Genomic DNA, 16,952 nt, shown 5'->3' with positions numbered 1-16,952 from the left:
ATGAGTGTATATAAAAAATAGTAGTCGCTGTTTGAACTCCTGCCGCAAATAAATTCTCTTTCCCCAATCGCGTTCATGCAAATCACAAGCGAACAACTAGACTTAGAGCGTAAAGCCCTGACAGGGAGGCACCCTATATGTCATTAACTCAATCAGACAGACCCGTTTCAGTGTCGACTCCGCTGGAAACAGATAAGCTGGTCTTTTGGAAAATGACGGCAGATGAAGGCCTGGGTAAGCTATTTCACTACCGGTTAGATTTGCTCAGTGAAGATAGTGACATTAACTTCAACCTGTTGTTGGGTGAACAAGTGAAAGTCTGGTTACAGAATGACAACGGAGAAACCCGATATTTTAACGGCCTGGTCGCAGAGGTGACCTATTCAGGACAGGTAAGTAACTTTGAACATTATCAGGTAATACTGCGGCCATGGCTCTGGTTTCTGACCATAAGCTCCGGCTGCCGTATTTTTCAGAACAAAGCGGTACCGGATATCATTAAACAGATATTCCGCGATAATAGCTTTTCCGATTTTGAGGAGAAACTGTCAGAGACCTATCAAAATCTTGAATACTGTGTGCAGTACAACGAGACAGATTTCAATTTCGTCAGTCGTTTAATGGAAAGCGCCGGCATCTATTATTATTTCCGTCATGACGAACACGGACATAAACTGGTGCTCGCCGATTCTGTCGAGGCCCATAAAGATGAATCACAGGGAGACATTCCTTACTTTCCGCCGGAAAACAAAGAGCGACGTACGGAAGAGCATATTTTTTCCTGGCTTTCCAGAGCAGAGGTGCAGTCCGGTACTTATTCCGTACAGGACACCGACTATCACAATCCGCCCACGGTAACATCGGGGCAGAAATCGGATTCAGAATCCCATAGCCTGTCAGAGCAGGAAAGATACGAATTCCACGATTATAATTCCAACCCCGACGATACTAAGCGCTACGCCCGGATCCGGCTGGAAGAGCTAAAAGCAATGTCAGTAATGGTCTGTGCCGAAGGAAACTCAATAAAACTTGGTAGCGGCCGGTTATTCACGTTGCAGGACTACCCACGTGACGACCAAAATATCGAGTACTTAATTACCCATGCTAATTTCAGTATCAGCCTGGATGATTATACTTCTTCACAGACTCAGTCAGGCGGCAAAGACTCTCCACTGGTATATCAATGCCGGTTTGAGGCGATTTCTCGGGAACGGGCTTTCCGTCCTGCGCGCTTAACCGCAAAACCGGTCGTCTATGGTGCCCAGACCGCAGTTGTAGTGGGTGCCAAGGATGAAGAAATTAATATTGATCAGCATGGCCGGATCAAGGTTCGGTTTTACTGGAGCCGGGACAACACCGGAAATTCTTGTTGGGTCCGTGTCAGTCAGTCGCTGGCCGGGAATAAATGGGGCAGTTTACATATTCCCCGCGTCGGACAGGAAGTGATCGTACATTTTATTAACGGCGATCCGGACCGGCCGATCGTCACCGGAGCCGTCTATAATACCGAGATGCCCCCGCCTTACAGCATGCCCGCCAACAAAACCCAGTCTGGCATTAAAACCCGAAGCTCAACCAAGGGGACGGCCGAGAATTTTAACGAACTGCGGTTTGAAGATAAAAAAGGCAGTGAAGAAGTCTATTTACACGCAGAGAGAACCTTTACCCGTATTGTAGAAAACGACGACTTTCTGTCTGTCGGCTTCGAAAAATCTGACCCAGGCGATCAGTCTGTTCAAATTTATGGCAACCGTTCCACCATGCTGGAAACCGGCAATGACAGCCTGGAACTCAAAAAGGGAGACCAGTCTATCGATATTGCTGGGAAGCAGGCGGTCGATATCGCAGGAAACCAGACCGTCAGTATTAAGGGAGATCAGTCCACCGAAATAAACGGTAAGCAACAAATCAGTGCCAAAGGTGGGATTAGCCAGAAATCACCGGCTTCAATCGAACTGAAAGTCGGCGGAAGCAGCATAAAAATCGAGCCGGCAAAAATTACGATAAAATCACCGCAGGTAGAAATTAAAGCGGACGGAAAGCTGGATATTAAAAGCCCGATGACAACCGTAAGTGGTGACGCGGTACTGACGCTAAAAGGCGGCATAATCAAGATAAACTAAGAAAGAAAAACAAACTAAGAGAGAAACACAAACTAAAAGCAGGATCCGGTTATGGGTGAACTCACATTAACAAAAGTCATTCACAACAAAGCATCAGACGTTACCTCGCTTTACGAACTGGAAGACCCCGTCCGCTCACTGCAGGACGATACAGCCTCACCAGCGGAGTTTGTCTCCCTCCTGATGCGGAATCAATACTATGGCGATGCACTGCAGTTTATGCTTTACGCCCTCCCGAAACGAGAAGCCGTATGGCTGACCTGCATGATTTACAGCGAAAACAGTGCAGACAATGGAGACGGTTCAAATGAACCCGAGGCGATTAAACGGGCCAAAGAGTGGGTATTCAGCCCCGATGAGGAGCACCGTCTGGCCGCCATGGAGCTCGCAGAATCACAACACTATCAAACGCCGGAAAGTTTTGTCTCGGCCGCCGTAGCCTGGAGTTCAGGCAGTCTGTCCGGCCCCGATAACCCACCCGTTCCACCGGCTGAAGACCTGACGGCGAAAGCACTCTGGGCGTCTGTCGTTATGCATGTCTACAAGTCAGATCCTGAGACAATTACTGCAAAATTTCACGCATTTTTGGATCAGGCTATCGATATTGCTAATGGCGGCACCGGTCATATGTCTCAACCATGATATTTATTAATGGTTTTGTAAATATCTCCTGAGTGCCACTTTATTTTTCGCATTCTCCCATCTACTACTTTAAGTAGTTCTTAAGCAGCGTTTATTTTTACGTTGTTGATAATACTTATCAGGGCCCAGCCGTACAGGGATTGACTCATCACCCCCAGCCGTTAGAGGGTAACAGGTTATCAGGGAGCCCCATTATGGTGGCAATTGATCGCACGACTCTTATCAGTGATATTTCTGCTGATCAGATCTGTGGAGAAGACCTTGAATATGATAACGACTTTATCGAACTGGAATCACTGTCACAAGGTAAGGCCGAGCAGCAGATCGGTGATACGTTTGTAGAAGCCGAAGACGCCGACTGGCAGGAAGTGAAAAAGAAAGCCATTGCGTTGCTTTCACGCACCAAAGATATCCGGGTGTTTATCTACCTGCTTCGTGCCGTTCTGCGGACTGATGATCTAAGCACCTTTAATGAAGTGCTGGCAGCGCTGACTGAATCGCTCACCACTCACTGGGCGAACATTTATCCTCTTCTGGATGAAGATGATGGCGATCCCACAATGCGGATCAACGCTCTGACAACCCTTTGTGACGAGGAAGTCATGCTTCTTCCTCTCAGAAAAACACCGGTGGTAAAATCCCGCATGCTGGGCAATTTCAGTCTGCGGGATATTACCTACGCCACCGGAGAAGCATCCCCACCGCCCGGATATGATGTCGTGTCAGAAAACACCATCAATGGTGCCTTTCAGGATGCAGACAACGATGAGTTGCAACGAACTAGTGACGCTGTCACTGAAAGCCTGCAAAACGCCACGCAAATAGAACAGTTTATTACCGAGCAGGTCGGTGTTGCTGACGCCGCGAGCTTTGCTCCGCTGTCTGACGAGCTAAAAGAAATTCAGCGAATTCTGAACCAGTATGTGTCTACAGACAGCGCTTCAGCTGCCGTACCGGCTACCGAGTCAGCATCAGGCTCTGCCGCAGAAAATAATACCCGCAATACTCCCGTGGCCACACCTGCCAATCCGGTTAATCACGGATACAACGGACAAATCAGCAGCCGGGACGACGTTATCCGGGCACTGGAGGATATTGAACATTACTACCAGCAATATGAGCCCACCAGCCCGGTTCCGCTACTGATTTTCCGCGCGAAAAGAATGGTCGGTATGAACTTTATGGAAATCATCAGAGATATTGCCCCGGATGGCATCTCTCAGGTTGAGCTGATACGGGGGCCTGAGGAAGAGCACACAAATAATGACCAGCAGGATACCAGCCCGCAAACCAATGAAGATGACTGGTAAGCATGCAGGGTTTAACACCAACAGGAGGTGAACTGTGACCCAGAGCAGCCAAAAATTTATTGCGAAAAATCGTGCCCCAAGGGTACAGATTGAGTACGACGTTGAGGTTTACGGTGCAGAAAAAAAAGTCCAGCTTCCGTTTGTAATGGGGGTAATGGCTGACCTGTCAGGTAAACCAGAAGAACCTCTTCCTTCCGTCGCTGAGCGCAAAATGCTTGAAATTGATGTTGATAATTTTGATGACAGGCTCAAGTCAATGAAACCACGAGTAGCCTTTGAAGTGCCCAACACACTGACCGGTGAAGGCAACCTAAATATCGATCTGAGTTTCGACAGCATGGATGATTTTTCCCCTGCCGCTGTTGCCCAGAAAGTGGGCGCATTGAATGAACTGCTAAAAGCACGAACCCAGCTTTCAAACCTGATGACGTATATGGATGGTAAAACTGGAGCCGAAGAGCTGATATCTAAAGCACTTAATGATCCGGCATTGCTGCAATCTCTAGCATCTGCTCCGAAGCCAGCGGAAGAACAATCCCCTGAGGAGGAGTAACCTATGGACACCGAACGCACTGTAGAGCAACAAGCCAGCGAAACAAAGCTGGAATCGAGTGAATTTGCCAGTCTGTTAAATCAGGAGATTCGCCCTAAATCGGATCAGGCCCGGGAAGAAGTGGAACACGCTGTCCAGACGCTGGCAGAACAAGCCCTCGCCTCCTCCATAACCGTTTCTGCCGATGTTTCTGTCACCATTCGCGAAATGATCGCTGAAATTGATAAGCGCCTGACCGAGCAGGTTAACCTCATTTTGCATAACGAAGAGTTCCAGAAACTGGAAGGAGCATGGCGCGGCCTCCACTACCTGGTTAACAACACCGAAACTGACGAAATGCTGAAGATCCGGGTGATGAATATCACTAAAAAAGACCTGCATAAAACCCTGAAAAAATATAAAGGTACCGCCTGGGATCAGAGCCCTATCTTCAAAAAACTGTATGAAGAAGAATACGGTCAGTTCGGTGGTGAACCTTATGGCTGTCTGGTCGGCGACTACTACTTTGATCAAAGCCCTCAGGACGTAGAGCTGTTGGGTGAAATCGCCAAAGTCAGTGCTGCCACCCACTCACCTTTTATTGCAGGTGCCAATCCGGGCGTCATGCAGATGGATTCCTGGCAGGAGCTGAGCAATCCACGTGATCTGACCAAAATCTTTCAGACCCCAGAATACGCCGCATGGAACTCGCTGCGTAATTCTGACGACTCTAAATACATTGGCCTGGCCATGCCGCGTTATCTTTCCCGCCTGCCATATGGTGCGAAAACCGAACCGGTTGAAGAGTTCGACTTTGAAGAAGATACCAACAGCGGAGCCCATAACCGTTACACCTGGTCAAATGCTGCCTATGCAATGGCCGTGAATATTAACCGTTCCTTCAAGGAATATGGCTGGTGTTCACGGATCCGTGGTATTGAGTCCGGTGGTGCTGTCGAAGGTTTGCCCGCTCATACCTTCCCGACCGATGACGGTGGTGTCGATATGAAATGCCCGACCGAAATCGCAATCAGTGATCGACGTGAAGCAGAACTGGCGAAGAACGGCTTTATGCCTTTAGTCCACAAGAAAAACACCGATTTCGCTGCCTTTATTGGCGCACAGTCTCTGCAAAAACCAGCCGTGTATGATGATCCGGATGCTACCGCCAATGCCAACCTGGCTGCCCGGTTCCCATACCTGTTCGCCACCTGCCGATTCGCTCACTACCTAAAATGTATTGTTCGCGACAAACTCGGCTCCTTTAAAGAAAGAGAAGAAATGCAGCGCTGGCTGCAAGAATGGATCATGCAATATGTCGATGGTGATCCAGCACATTCATCAGAAATTACCAAAGCGGAACATCCACTAGCTGCGGCCGAAGTCGTCGTGGAAGAAATAGAGGGAAACCCGGGTTACTACACTTCGAAGTTCTTCCTGCGTCCGCATTACCAGTTGGAAGGCCTGACAGTATCGCTAAGGTTAGTGTCCAAACTTCCTTCCGTAAAAGGAGGATCATAACCGGACTGAATCAGAGTAAAAGCCTACATACTGTCCCTGCCACCAGTGACTCCGGAGCGATACGGCTCCGGAGCAAACAGAACCCGTGCAGGAATAGCCGTTTATTCGCATAAGGAGATTATCTTATGGCTGTTGACATGTTTTTGAAAATAGATGGAATCAATGGTGAGGCCCAGGATGATAAACACGCCGATGAGATTGACGTGTTGGCATGGAGTTGGGGCATGAGTCAATCCGGTACAACCCACATGGGTGGTGGCGGTGGTTCCGGTAAAGTGAGTATTCAGGATCTGTCCGTCACTAAATACGTCGATAAAGCGACTCCTGTTCTGATGAAGTACTGCTCAGACGGTAACCATATCAAAAAAGCCAAATTGACGATACGCAAAGCCGGGGGAAAACAAGTTGAATATATCGTCCTGAATATGGAAGACATTATCGTCACTTCCATAAGCTCCGGTGGTAGTGGTGGTGAAGATCGCTTAACAGAAAATATCACCCTGAACTTCTCCGTTGTGAAATATGACTATAGTCCTCAGAAAGCGGATGGTAGTTTGGAAGCTGCCGTTAAATATGGTCGTGATATTGCAGCGAATAAAGACCTGTAAGCCTTAATCGATAAGACCATTATCTGAAAAATGTGCCCCGGAATAAGCCGGGGCTTAACCAAACACATCGACCAGTCATGGACACCTCTAAGATAAGCCTGTGACTTAAGGAGTCGTTATGCTGGCTAAACAAAGCCTCATTGAGGGACGCCTGACAGACGCTTTATCTCAACTGCAGGACCAGATCCGTAAAGAGCCTTCCCGAGCGGAATACCGAACCTTTCTGTTCCAGCTTCTTTCTGTACTCGGGCAGTGGGAGCGCGCATTAACTCAGCTAAAAGTCGCAGGTGAGCTGGACGCCGGTACGTTGGCCATGGTGAAAATGTATGAGACGGCACTGAACTGTGAGGCTTTTCGCCAGCAGGTGTTCGCAGGCTTGCGCTCACCGCTGATTTTTGGCCAGCCGCCTGAATGGATAGCTCTGCTGCTTGAAGCGTTACGTCTGGAAACTGACAATAAACTCCAGCAGTCTCAGTCAGTCCGCAATCAGGCGTTTGAACTGGCACCGGCTATTGCCGGTAGCATCAACGGCCAGCCGTTCGCCTGGATTTCAGACGCCGATCCCCGTCTAGGCCCCGTTTTTGAAGCCATTATCAATGGTCAGTACTACTGGATACCACAGGAAAATATCCAGTCAATACAGATAGAGGAGCCCAGCGATCTGCGGGATGTGGTATGGATGCCGGCCCATTTTAACTGGCGCAACGGAGGTGAAATTGTTGGCCTGATCCCGGCCCGCTACCCCGGTTCAGAACAGAGCGACGATCCGATGATCCAGCTTAGCCGAAAAACCGACTGGTCAGACGAAGGTAACGAACTGTATATCGGATACGGACAGCGGATGCTGGCGACCGATAATGACGAATACCCTCTTATGGAGGTCAGAGACATACAGTTTGAAACCGACGCAAACTCAGCCCTCCCGGAAGCGGATGAGCAAGGATAAGGAGAACCTGTTGTGGTCGAGCTCACTACCAGAGAAAGGCTGCAGCCTTCATTGCTGGATCGCCTGACAGATGACTCTCCGGAAACACAGGCAGAGTCAAGGGACAAGCGCGTCCTGTCACTTCAGAAAATCCGTGAAGGTGTATTGCGCGATCTTAGTTGGCTGTTTAATACCGCCAGCCTGAGTACGGTGCAGGATCTGAGTCGCTACCCTTATGTCGCAGAGTCTGTACTGAATTACGGTATGCCCGATTTGGCCGGTCACACGGCATCCGGTATTGATGTGCGCACTCTGCAGCATTTGCTGCGTGAATCCATACTCAACTATGAGCCCCGGCTGCTCAGACACTCTCTGAAGGTGAAGCTAAAACTCTCAGAAAGCGAGATGAACCACAACACGCTCGGTTTTGATATCGAAGGCGAACTCTGGGCACAGCCTGTCCCCTTACGGATGTATATGAAAACAGAAATTGATCTTGAAGGCGGACAAGTATCAGTAACGGATTACAACAGCAGAGGAGGTCGCCCGTGAACCCGCAACTGCTCAAATACTATAATCAGGAACTGCAGTATATCCGCGAAATGGGAGCCGAATTCGCCCGGGAATACCCTAAAATTGCAGGCCGGCTGGGTATGGATGGCTTTGACTGCGCCGATCCTTATGTAGAAAGACTGCTCGAAGGATTCGCCTTTCTTGCCGCGCGGGTCCAGCTGAAGCTGGACGCACAGTTTCCTCAGTTTACCCAATACCTGCTGGAAACCATTTATCCGCATTATCTGTGCCCGACCCCATCGATGGCTGTCGTTCAGTTCCGTCCCGATCTGAGTGAAAGTGGTCTGGCGGAAGGAGTGAGCATTGACAGAAATAGTCAGCTGTACAGCCTGCTGGGTAAAAACGAACAGACCGCATGTGAATACCGGACGGCTCACACTACCCGGCTCTGGCCGGTACAAGTGGAGGAAGCCAGCTATCTGACCACGCTGGCGGGGTTAAAAATTCCCGAACAGCCGGGAACCAGAGCCGCGATACGCCTGCGTCTGAAAAGCACAGCCGGTCTGAATTTTAACCAGATTCAACTGGATGAGCTCAAGTTCTACCTGAATGGTGTTGATGCCCTGCCCATGCACCTCTACGAGCAGATAACGGGTAATACGATCTCAGTATGCGTTATGCCTGCCAGTCATACCGCCGACTGGTGTGAAATGCTGGATAAACACCATGTGCAACCCGTGGGCTTTACCGACAACGAAGCTTTGTTACCGCATACCCCGCACAGCTATGAAGGCTACCGGCTTCTGCATGAATACTTTGCGTTCCCACAGCGCTTTATGTTTACCCGTATCACCGGTCTCAGCAAAGCCGTTCAGCGCTGTCAGGGGGATCAACTGGATCTGCTGTTCCTGTTAAACCGTCAGGATAGCTTCCTGGAAAAACGGCTCAGCAAAGATAACTTTGAACTGTTCTGCACGCCGGCAATTAACCTGTTTCCCAAACAGTGCGACCGCATCCACATCAATCAGAAATCCAGTGAATTCCATGTGGTCCCGGACAGAACCCGGCCAATGGATTTTGAAGTTTATTCACTCTCTCAAGTTATCGGCTATGGATCGGAAGCGAAAGACGCTCAGGAGTTCAGCTCATTTTATGCTTCCCATAACCATGCTGCGCAACAGCCGGGAAATACGTTCTACACCCAGCGCAGGGAGCCTCGTCAACTGTCGGCCAAGCAGCAAAGAAACGGCCCCCGCTCCAGTTATATCGGCAGCGAACTGTTTATCAGCCTGGTAGACAGTCAGGAAGCCCCGTTCCGTGACGACCTCAGGCAGGTCGGCATCGACGCCATGTGCAGTAACCGCGATCTGCCCCTGCATATGCCACTGGGAAAAGAAAACACCGATTTTACCCTGGTAGGCTCTGCCCCATTGAAGGCCGTTCGCTGCATTGCCGGCCCGTCCAAGCCGATGCCATCCTGGCCTCAGGGGAAAACCAGCTGGCGGTTAATCAGCCACCTTTCACTGAATTACCTTTCACTGAGTAACAGTGATGAATCACAGAGTGCTGAAGCACTACGGGAATTACTGTCACTATACGGAGATGTGGCAGAACTGCCGGTCAGAAAACAGATCGAAGGAGTCAAACAGATAAGCTGTGAACCGGTTATCCGGCGTATTCCGGTCAGCGGCCCGATAGCCCTCGGACGGGGACAGGAAATTCACCTGACTTTTGACGAAGATGTCTTTGCCGGAAGTGGCGTCTTTTTACTGGGAGCCGTTCTGGACCGGTTTTTCGCCCGGTACGTCTCCATCAATTCATTTACTCAGACCGTCATTCATACCAGTGAACGCGGGGAGATAATGCGATGGCCATTACGAACCGGAATGCGGCACGTATTTTAGCCTTACATGACGGGCTGCACGAGGCTCCGTATGAGTTTGACTTCTATCAGGTCATGCGGCTGCTTGAGTGCGTTCACTCCGATGCCCCCAGAATCGGTGAATCCCTGCGACCGCGAAATGACCCGGTTCGCTTTGGTCAGGAGCCTTCTCTGATCTTTGCTCCCACCACTTTACGTCATTTTTCTCTGGCGAAAGATGGTAAAAAGCCACACCTGAGTGTGTTGCACTTTGGCCTGTTCGGGCCGAACGGCCCACTACCTCTGCATATCACAGAATATGTAAAAGACCGGATTCAAAATTCCGGCGATACCAGCTTCAGAGGTTTTGCCGATCTGTTTCACCACCGCATGCTGTCGCTGTTTTACCGGGCATGGGCCAATACTCAGCCGGCGATCAGCTATGACCGACCGGAGGAAGACACATTCTCAACCTATATCGGCGCAGTGACCGGAATCGGGATGCCCGCGTACAGGCAACGGGATGATATGCCAGACCTGGCCAAACTGAGCTTTTCCGGATGGCTCTCCGGCCAGACCAAAAGTGCGGATGGACTGGAAGCCATGATCCAGAGCTTTTTTGAATTACCCACCACAATAGAGCAATTTACCGGCCACTGGATGCAAATCCCCGAAGAGGGTCAGTGCCGCCTTGGCGAGTCACCGACAACCGGCACACTTGGCACAACCTCCATTATCGGCGAAAAGGTCTGGGACCGGCAGAACAAGTTTCGTATCACCATCGGGCCGTTAACCCGTGAACAATTTGAAGCCCTGTTACCGGGCAGCGACGGATTAAAACGGCTTATAGCCATTGTCCGGAATTATAGTGGCAATGAACTTACCTGGGACCTCAGGCTGATTATGCAAAAACCACCCCGGCCCATCCGGCTGGGAGAAGAAGGACAACTCGGGTGGAACTCCTGGATATCCGGCAATTCCGGGTCCGGTGACTATGAAGAACTGATACTTAATCCTTTTGCCGGGACTCACTAGTGCCCGGTGTGGGGTTACCCGTTAATAAACCGCAGCATGCTGCAAATGGAATACAAGGAAATAGGGATGTCAGAAATTAATCGTGTTGCCCTATTCGGCAAACTCAATCAGGTCGGATATAAATCCATCGAAAGCGCAACGGTCTTTTGTAAAATGCGCGGTAACCCCTATGTTGAGCTGGTGCACTGGATACACCAGATCCTTCAACTGACAGATTCCGACCTGATCAGAATCATTAATCACTTTGATATCAACCCCTCGCGTCTGGCAAAGGATATCACTGACCATTTAGACCGGCTTCCACGCGGTTCAACATCCATTACGGACCTCTCCTCCTATATTGAAGAAACGGTAGAAAGAAGCTGGCTGTACGCCACCCTGCTGTTTGGCGAATCTCAAATCCGCACCGGCTACCTTATGGTTGGCATACTGAAAACCAAACGACTCACCAATGCCCTGAGAAGTATTTCCACTGAATTCGATAAGATAAAAGTTGAACAGCTGACTGATCGTTTCGATGACATCGTGGGTGGTTCACCGGAAGATCATCTAAGTGCCAATGACGGATTCAAAGTAGGTGGCGGAGCCATACCGGGTGAAGCCAGTGGAGCCACTTCCCCGGCTCAGATGGGCAAGCAAGAAGCACTTCAGCAATTTACCGTTGACCTTACTGAAGAAGCGCGCAGCGGTAAAATGGACCCTATCGTCGGACGGGATGAAGAAATACGCCAGATCACCGACATACTGATGCGCCGCCGACAGAATAATCCAATCCTGACCGGTGAAGCCGGTGTCGGTAAAACGGCGGTGGTAGAAGGCTTTGCCCAGCGGATTGTTAAGGGTGATGTCCCTCCTCCACTTCAGGGCGTGACACTGCGTTCACTGGACGTTGGTCTGCTACAGGCTGGTGCCAGTATGAAAGGCGAATTTGAAAATCGCCTGCGTCAGGTGATTGAAGAAGTTCAGTCATCCGAAAAACCTATTATTCTGTTTATTGATGAAGCCCATACCCTGATTGGTGCGGGTGGCGCAGCCGGTACCGGGGATGCTGCCAACCTGCTTAAACCTGCGCTTGCCCGGGGTACCTTGCGCACTATCGCTGCAACTACCTGGGCAGAATATAAAAAGTATATCGAAAAAGACCCGGCGCTCACCCGCCGATTCCAGGTCATTCAGGTTCCCGAACCAACCGAAGACAAAGCAATACTGATGATGCGCGGCGTCGCTTCCACCATGGAAAAACACCACAAGGTTCAGGTGTTGGATGAGGCGTTAGAAGCTGCGGTTAAACTCTCTCATCGCTATATTCCGGCGCGTCAGTTACCGGATAAATCCGTTAGTTTGCTGGATACGGCAAGCGCAAGGGTAGCAATCAGTCACGGTGCGGTTCCAGCTTCAATTGATGATTCGAGAAAACGGATTCAGGCACTGGAAACTGAGCTGAACATCATCCGCAGAGAAAAAGATGTCGGTGTTGATATTAAGGAAAGAGAAATTAAAGCAACCGAAAATTTAACTGAGGAACAAGCAAGACTGACCACTCTGGAAGAACAGTGGAATAAAGAAAAAACACTGGTTGAACAGATTCTGGATCTTCGGACACGGTTAGGCAAACACGCTCAGCCCAAAGAAACAAACGACGACGAATCAAGTGACAGCGTCACAGAAATTAACGCCGACGTCGCAGAGGATTCCCCAGTACAGACAGATGAGTCAGAAGCGCATGAGCTGAATGCCGATGAACGTCAGGAATGTCTGCATAAGCTTCAGCAATTACAAGACGAACTGACAGAACTGCAGGGAGAAGATCCGCTTATCCTACCCTGTGTTGATGCGACTGCCGTTGGTTCTGTCGTACAGGACTGGACCGGTATTCCGGTTGGCCGGATGGTGAAAAATGAAGTCGAAACCGTACTTAACCTTGCCGATATTATGGAGCAACGCATCATCGGTCAGCGCCATGCTCTGGATATGATCGCCCGGCGCATTCAGACCTCACGAGCCGGTATGGATAACCCGAACAAACCTATCGGGGTCTTTATGCTGGCCGGTAGCTCTGGTGTGGGTAAAACCGAAACCGCATTGGCACTGGCCGAAGCGCTTTACGGTGGAGAAGAAAATGTTATCACCATTAATATGAGTGAATATCAGGAAGCACACACCGTATCCACCCTAAAAGGTTCTCCTCCGGGCTATGTGGGTTACGGTGAAGGTGGTGTGCTGACAGAAGCCGTCCGTCGGCGTCCATACAGTATCGTACTGCTTGATGAAGTTGAAAAAGCCCATCCGGATGTGCATGAGCTGTTCTTCCAGGTATTTGATAAAGGCTGGATGGAAGACGGTGAAGGTCGGATCATAGATTTTAAAAATACCCTGATCCTGCTGACCACCAATGCCGGTACCGATCTGATCATAAATATGTGCAAAGACCCGGAACTGATGCCCGAACCCGAAGGCATCACCAAAGCGCTGCGTGAACCGCTGCTTAAAGTGTTCCCGCCAGCCCTGCTCGGCCGTCTGGTTGTGATCCCGTTCTATCCATTGACAGACGAAGTACTGGGGCTGATTGCGAGATTGCAGCTTAAACGTATCGAGAAACGTGTCGTGGCTAATCACCGGATACCATTTACTTATGACGATTCGGTCATTCAGCTGATTATCGACCGCTGTACCGAAGTGGACAGCGGAGGCCGGATGATCGACTCCATTCTGACCAATACCGTTCTTCCGGCCGTCAGTGAAGAATTATTGAAATGTATGGTGGAAGGTAAGCCTGTAGAGCGGGTGCATGTCAGTGTTGAAGACGGTGAGTTTAGTTATGAGTTTAAGTAACTATTTATTTTAACTCATTATTTTACTGGTTTCACAACTATTGGCTGCAACCAGTAATGAACCGGGACATTGTGATAGGTATCGACGGTAGGAGTAATAAATCATGCCAATGGAACTGTTTTCAAAAGAATACAACTACGTCAGAACTTTGCTCATTAACCCTTCACTTGGGGTCAAATCTCCAATGAAAAAACACATTGATGCTATCAAGAATATATTAGGGGTGGATGGGCCTGATGTATCTTATGCGTCTAAATTAAGTTCTATGCATTGGGCTCTCAAATTCAGGGCTTCAAATAAAATGATGAAGTCTGCGGGTATAGAGCTAAAAAATCGTGCCGGCTCTATAGATAATGATGAATATTTCAGAGTTCTTGTGATTAAGTTCCTGCTACATTTTCATTTATTAAGGAAAAGAGGCGGACAAAAAATTTGGATATTCTCATCTCCTGCAGCGTATACCGACTATCCCTCTAAGGAACTATGGGCAACAGCACATAATAAAGTGACTTTAAAAAACAAACTAGGAGATACCAAGGAACGTTTTAGTTCACGAGACAAAAAGAACCTCAGTAATGCCACACAAATGGGGCTGGCGTGGACACATAAAGCAATAATGACACTGACTAATGCCAGACAAAAAGGAGGACAAAAATCACGAGAAAAAGTAAAGAAATGGTTTGCGGACGGGAATACCTCTGATATCGAGCTTAACTTGATGATCGGTAATCTGGAGCGAGGATTCAAAAAAATTGCCAATACTCTTGATTCCAACCAACTGATATTTACCGATATGGCCTCCCTACGCTCAGCTCAGACAGGGAATGATGCCGACTTTAAAAACTCAGAGGCATTTGTTTATGGTGGCCGGTACGAAAAACTTCCAATCGTTTACATCGAAGATGCCTTTTTTGCAAAAGGAGGCAACGTTATGGATGGAATGAAAAATTGGGCAAGAATCATCGTTCATGAAGTATCCCATCTGGACTGTTCCACCGCTGACAAACTATATGCATGGGCTGGTATTAAGCCGGGAACCAACATCACACCTGCTGACTGCTCAGTAAATGCTGATAGCTGGGCGTATTTCGCAGCCGACTGTGCCAACGCACTAACAAAAAACGATATAAACCGTGCTATGAATGGTATTTGATCCAGAACGATAACAGGACGAAAAGTAATGAGCTCTGTAATACGATCTAGATTTTCGTGCAAATTAATCTCAGCCGTTGTTACGATGATATTAGCTTATTCTATTGTACTGTTTTGTACAGGGTGTACTGAGATTCATACCAATAAGGAAACATCTATGAGTAATATCAATAGTAAAAGTACTCCACCCGGAATGGAACCGTCAGATTCAATACCGCAGCCTAATGTGAGTCGAAAAGCACCACCAGATATATCGCCGGTTACCAGTGGTGATACCCGTTATGAACAAGTCATCAATGCAGAACTGCTTGGTAAAGACCAGCGCACTGGTTTTCTTGCCGCCTATGATAAACAAACAGATGAAAGATTATGGATTCTAAAAATTTATGATACGCAGCAAATAGAGAACCTTGAATCAGATGTTCAGGATGTCTTTTTCAAGTCAATGATATTGCTACCAGATGGTAACAATATCAGCATAACAAACGAAAGAAATGAAACTTATCTTGTTGAATTAAAAACAAAAAAAGTCACAAAGAAGTAATGGTAACTTGTCGTTAATTGGAAATATTTATAGCTCAATACAATACTGAAATAGACAAATTGGTTCAAAGCACTGACATAACTGTAGAACTATATCGCTATTGCTCAGTAAAGATTGAGGAATCTGGCGGATGATGTCAGGGACATACACCTGGTGATATATCGCATAGATTTTTTAGCTTCAGGAGGATATCTAATGGTCACTAGAACCGGGCAATATACGTCACCAACAGGGTTCGGTAAGTTCTCTTATGACATTGATACCGATACAGGGACATTTAAAGTTTACTTAGATGTCAATTGGGACTTCAGCGATGCACCCGATGTTCCTGAAACAGTTTATAAAGAACAGTTTGCAAGTAATGTAAAAACAGCCTGGGATAGAAAATTCAAGTTTCAGAAAGGCGACCTTGAGTTAGAGCCGACATTTCACGTAAGAGAAAACGCTCATGGGTTAAAGTGTGCAGTCAAAAGCGGACATGGCCAATCGGCCCTTATAGCTTCAGACCCACCTTCTCTCGTCCTCTATGAATCAGCATGGAAATTTAACGACGAAATTGCTGGTGTATCACCAACCGCGTTATCAAGAGCGGCGGCGGCAACGAATCTACACCAAAGAATTGGACAGGCGGTTAATGAAGCAAGCCAGATAAGCCTGACCCGTACCGGAGATACCTGGTCCGTAGATGATGACGATGGTAAGTTGGCCGCGTTAGCAGAAAAACTAAAAGCCATGCCCGTAAAACAGTTCCCTATTGTTATCAAAGCAACATCTGGTGCAAAAGGAAAAGCTCAGACCTTAGTGAATACTGTACAGAGCTTTCTCCGTGATGCTGGTGTCACCTATCCGATTCGGATTCAACCAACTAAGACATTTCCAAAACTAAAAATCCCATTCAGGAAACACAAGACACAAGCGGACGCTGTTATTGAATTACCAGACCTGAATTATGGTTCTGAACTTTTTACCGCCCATTGGTATCGTTATCGGGTAGCCGATCATGAGTTCGGACATTTATTAGGGCTACCGGATGAATACACTCTTTATCCAAAAGACAGTTCCATAGAAAAAGCTCATAGTGAATGGAAAAGGCTATGTGTTGCAGCAGGAGTGAGAGCCAATAAGATTCCATCCAAAGAAGGTGATATGGTCAATAATCTAAGCATTATGTGTTGCGGCTGGGTGACCAGTGAATGCCATTTCGTCACCCTTTGGGATGCCCTAACCAAAACCGCCGGCCCAGGTTGGCAAATTGTGAGAGGAACAGAATCCGCAACAGTAACACAGTAGATCTATGCCAGTGACTAATAGTACTAATCTGGCGGAGAGGCCAATTCAATACAATACTGAAAAG

The 16,952-nt window shown here is 48.3% G+C and carries 14 protein-coding genes; all 14 read left to right on the top strand.

Annotated elements, in window-relative coordinates; translation table 11 throughout:
* Positions 1-137 precede the first annotated feature (137 nt).
* The 14 genes from DI392_RS07900 to DI392_RS07835 all read left to right on the top strand — a co-directional run bounded on the left by DI392_RS07900 (position 138) and on the right by DI392_RS07835 (position 16,888).
* On the top strand, positions 138-2,123 hold the full coding sequence (locus DI392_RS07900; protein ID WP_109319357.1) for a type VI secretion system Vgr family protein: 1,986 nt from the start codon (positions 138-140) through the stop codon (positions 2,121-2,123).
* 51 nt (positions 2,124-2,174) lie between these two features.
* Positions 2,175-2,765 (top strand): DUF6931 family protein, encoded by a 591-nt coding sequence (locus tag DI392_RS07895; protein ID WP_109319356.1) that lies wholly within the window; start codon positions 2,175-2,177, stop codon positions 2,763-2,765.
* 194 nt (positions 2,766-2,959) lie between these two features.
* Complete coding sequence (gene tssA / locus DI392_RS07890; RefSeq protein ID WP_109319355.1) at positions 2,960-4,075, top strand: type VI secretion system protein TssA; 1,116 nt, start codon at positions 2,960-2,962, stop codon at positions 4,073-4,075.
* Positions 4,076-4,109: 34 nt separating this feature from the next.
* On the top strand, positions 4,110-4,628 hold the full coding sequence (gene tssB / locus DI392_RS07885; protein WP_109319354.1) for a type VI secretion system contractile sheath small subunit: 519 nt from the start codon (positions 4,110-4,112) through the stop codon (positions 4,626-4,628).
* Positions 4,629-4,631: 3 nt separating this feature from the next.
* Positions 4,632-6,128: a type VI secretion system contractile sheath large subunit gene (gene tssC, locus DI392_RS07880; RefSeq protein WP_109319353.1), complete on the top strand. Its 1,497-nt coding sequence runs from the start codon at positions 4,632-4,634 to the stop codon at positions 6,126-6,128.
* Positions 6,129-6,253: 125 nt separating this feature from the next.
* Complete coding sequence (locus DI392_RS07875; protein ID WP_109319352.1) at positions 6,254-6,736, top strand: Hcp family type VI secretion system effector; 483 nt, start codon at positions 6,254-6,256, stop codon at positions 6,734-6,736.
* 118 nt (positions 6,737-6,854) lie between these two features.
* A complete protein-coding gene (locus tag DI392_RS07870; RefSeq protein ID WP_109319351.1) occupies positions 6,855-7,682 on the top strand; it encodes a type VI secretion system accessory protein TagJ in 828 nt (275 codons plus the stop codon).
* A gap of 12 nt (positions 7,683-7,694) precedes the next feature.
* Complete coding sequence (gene tssE / locus DI392_RS07865; RefSeq protein ID WP_109319350.1) at positions 7,695-8,213, top strand: type VI secretion system baseplate subunit TssE; 519 nt, start codon at positions 7,695-7,697, stop codon at positions 8,211-8,213.
* A complete protein-coding gene (gene tssF, locus DI392_RS07860) occupies positions 8,210-10,078 on the top strand; it encodes a type VI secretion system baseplate subunit TssF (RefSeq protein WP_109319349.1) in 1,869 nt (622 codons plus the stop codon). Before tssE ends, tssF begins: the two co-directional genes overlap by 4 nt.
* The gene (gene tssG / locus DI392_RS07855) at positions 10,042-11,070 is read left to right on the top strand and encodes a type VI secretion system baseplate subunit TssG (protein ID WP_109319348.1); all 1,029 of its coding nucleotides are present in this window, start codon (positions 10,042-10,044) and stop codon (positions 11,068-11,070) included. Before tssF ends, tssG begins: the two co-directional genes overlap by 37 nt.
* A gap of 66 nt (positions 11,071-11,136) precedes the next feature.
* Positions 11,137-13,902, top strand: coding sequence for a type VI secretion system ATPase TssH (gene tssH, locus DI392_RS07850; RefSeq protein WP_109319347.1), 2,766 nt, complete (start codon positions 11,137-11,139; stop codon positions 13,900-13,902).
* Between the two features lie 103 nt (positions 13,903-14,005).
* The gene (locus tag DI392_RS07845; protein ID WP_109319346.1) at positions 14,006-15,055 is read left to right on the top strand and encodes a M35 family metallo-endopeptidase; all 1,050 of its coding nucleotides are present in this window, start codon (positions 14,006-14,008) and stop codon (positions 15,053-15,055) included.
* A gap of 156 nt (positions 15,056-15,211) precedes the next feature.
* Complete coding sequence (locus DI392_RS07840; RefSeq protein ID WP_109319345.1) at positions 15,212-15,598, top strand: hypothetical protein; 387 nt, start codon at positions 15,212-15,214, stop codon at positions 15,596-15,598.
* Between the two features lie 195 nt (positions 15,599-15,793).
* Positions 15,794-16,888, top strand: coding sequence for a hypothetical protein (locus DI392_RS07835; RefSeq protein ID WP_109319344.1), 1,095 nt, complete (start codon positions 15,794-15,796; stop codon positions 16,886-16,888).
* The last annotated feature ends 64 nt before the right edge of the window (positions 16,889-16,952 follow it).

The sequence above is a fragment of the Vibrio albus genome (assembly GCF_003144035.1).
Taxonomy (GTDB): Bacteria; Pseudomonadota; Gammaproteobacteria; order Enterobacterales; family Vibrionaceae; genus Vibrio; species Vibrio albus.
Note: the sequence above shows the minus strand (reverse complement) of the source record. Positions and strands in the feature narration are given on the sequence as shown.

Bases quoted from the DNA above. Each gene is read 5' to 3' on its own strand.
- DI392_RS07870 (WP_109319351.1), top strand. From the start codon at position 6,855: ATGCTGGCTAAACAAAGCCTCATTGAGGGACGCCTGACAGACGCTTTA.
- DI392_RS07840 (WP_109319345.1), top strand. From the start codon at position 15,212: ATGAGTAATATCAATAGTAAAAGTACTCCACCCGGAATGGAACCGTCA.
- DI392_RS07900 (WP_109319357.1), top strand. From the start codon at position 138: ATGTCATTAACTCAATCAGACAGACCCGTTTCAGTGTCGACTCCGCTG.
- DI392_RS07895 (WP_109319356.1), top strand. From the start codon at position 2,175: ATGGGTGAACTCACATTAACAAAAGTCATTCACAACAAAGCATCAGAC.
- DI392_RS07835 (WP_109319344.1), top strand. From the start codon at position 15,794: ATGGTCACTAGAACCGGGCAATATACGTCACCAACAGGGTTCGGTAAG.
- tssA (WP_109319355.1), top strand. From the start codon at position 2,960: ATGGTGGCAATTGATCGCACGACTCTTATCAGTGATATTTCTGCTGAT.
- tssG (WP_109319348.1), top strand. From the start codon at position 10,042: ATGGCCATTACGAACCGGAATGCGGCACGTATTTTAGCCTTACATGAC.
- tssC (WP_109319353.1), top strand. From the start codon at position 4,632: ATGGACACCGAACGCACTGTAGAGCAACAAGCCAGCGAAACAAAGCTG.
- DI392_RS07875 (WP_109319352.1), top strand. From the start codon at position 6,254: ATGGCTGTTGACATGTTTTTGAAAATAGATGGAATCAATGGTGAGGCC.
- tssH (WP_109319347.1), top strand. From the start codon at position 11,137: ATGTCAGAAATTAATCGTGTTGCCCTATTCGGCAAACTCAATCAGGTC.
- DI392_RS07845 (WP_109319346.1), top strand. From the start codon at position 14,006: ATGCCAATGGAACTGTTTTCAAAAGAATACAACTACGTCAGAACTTTG.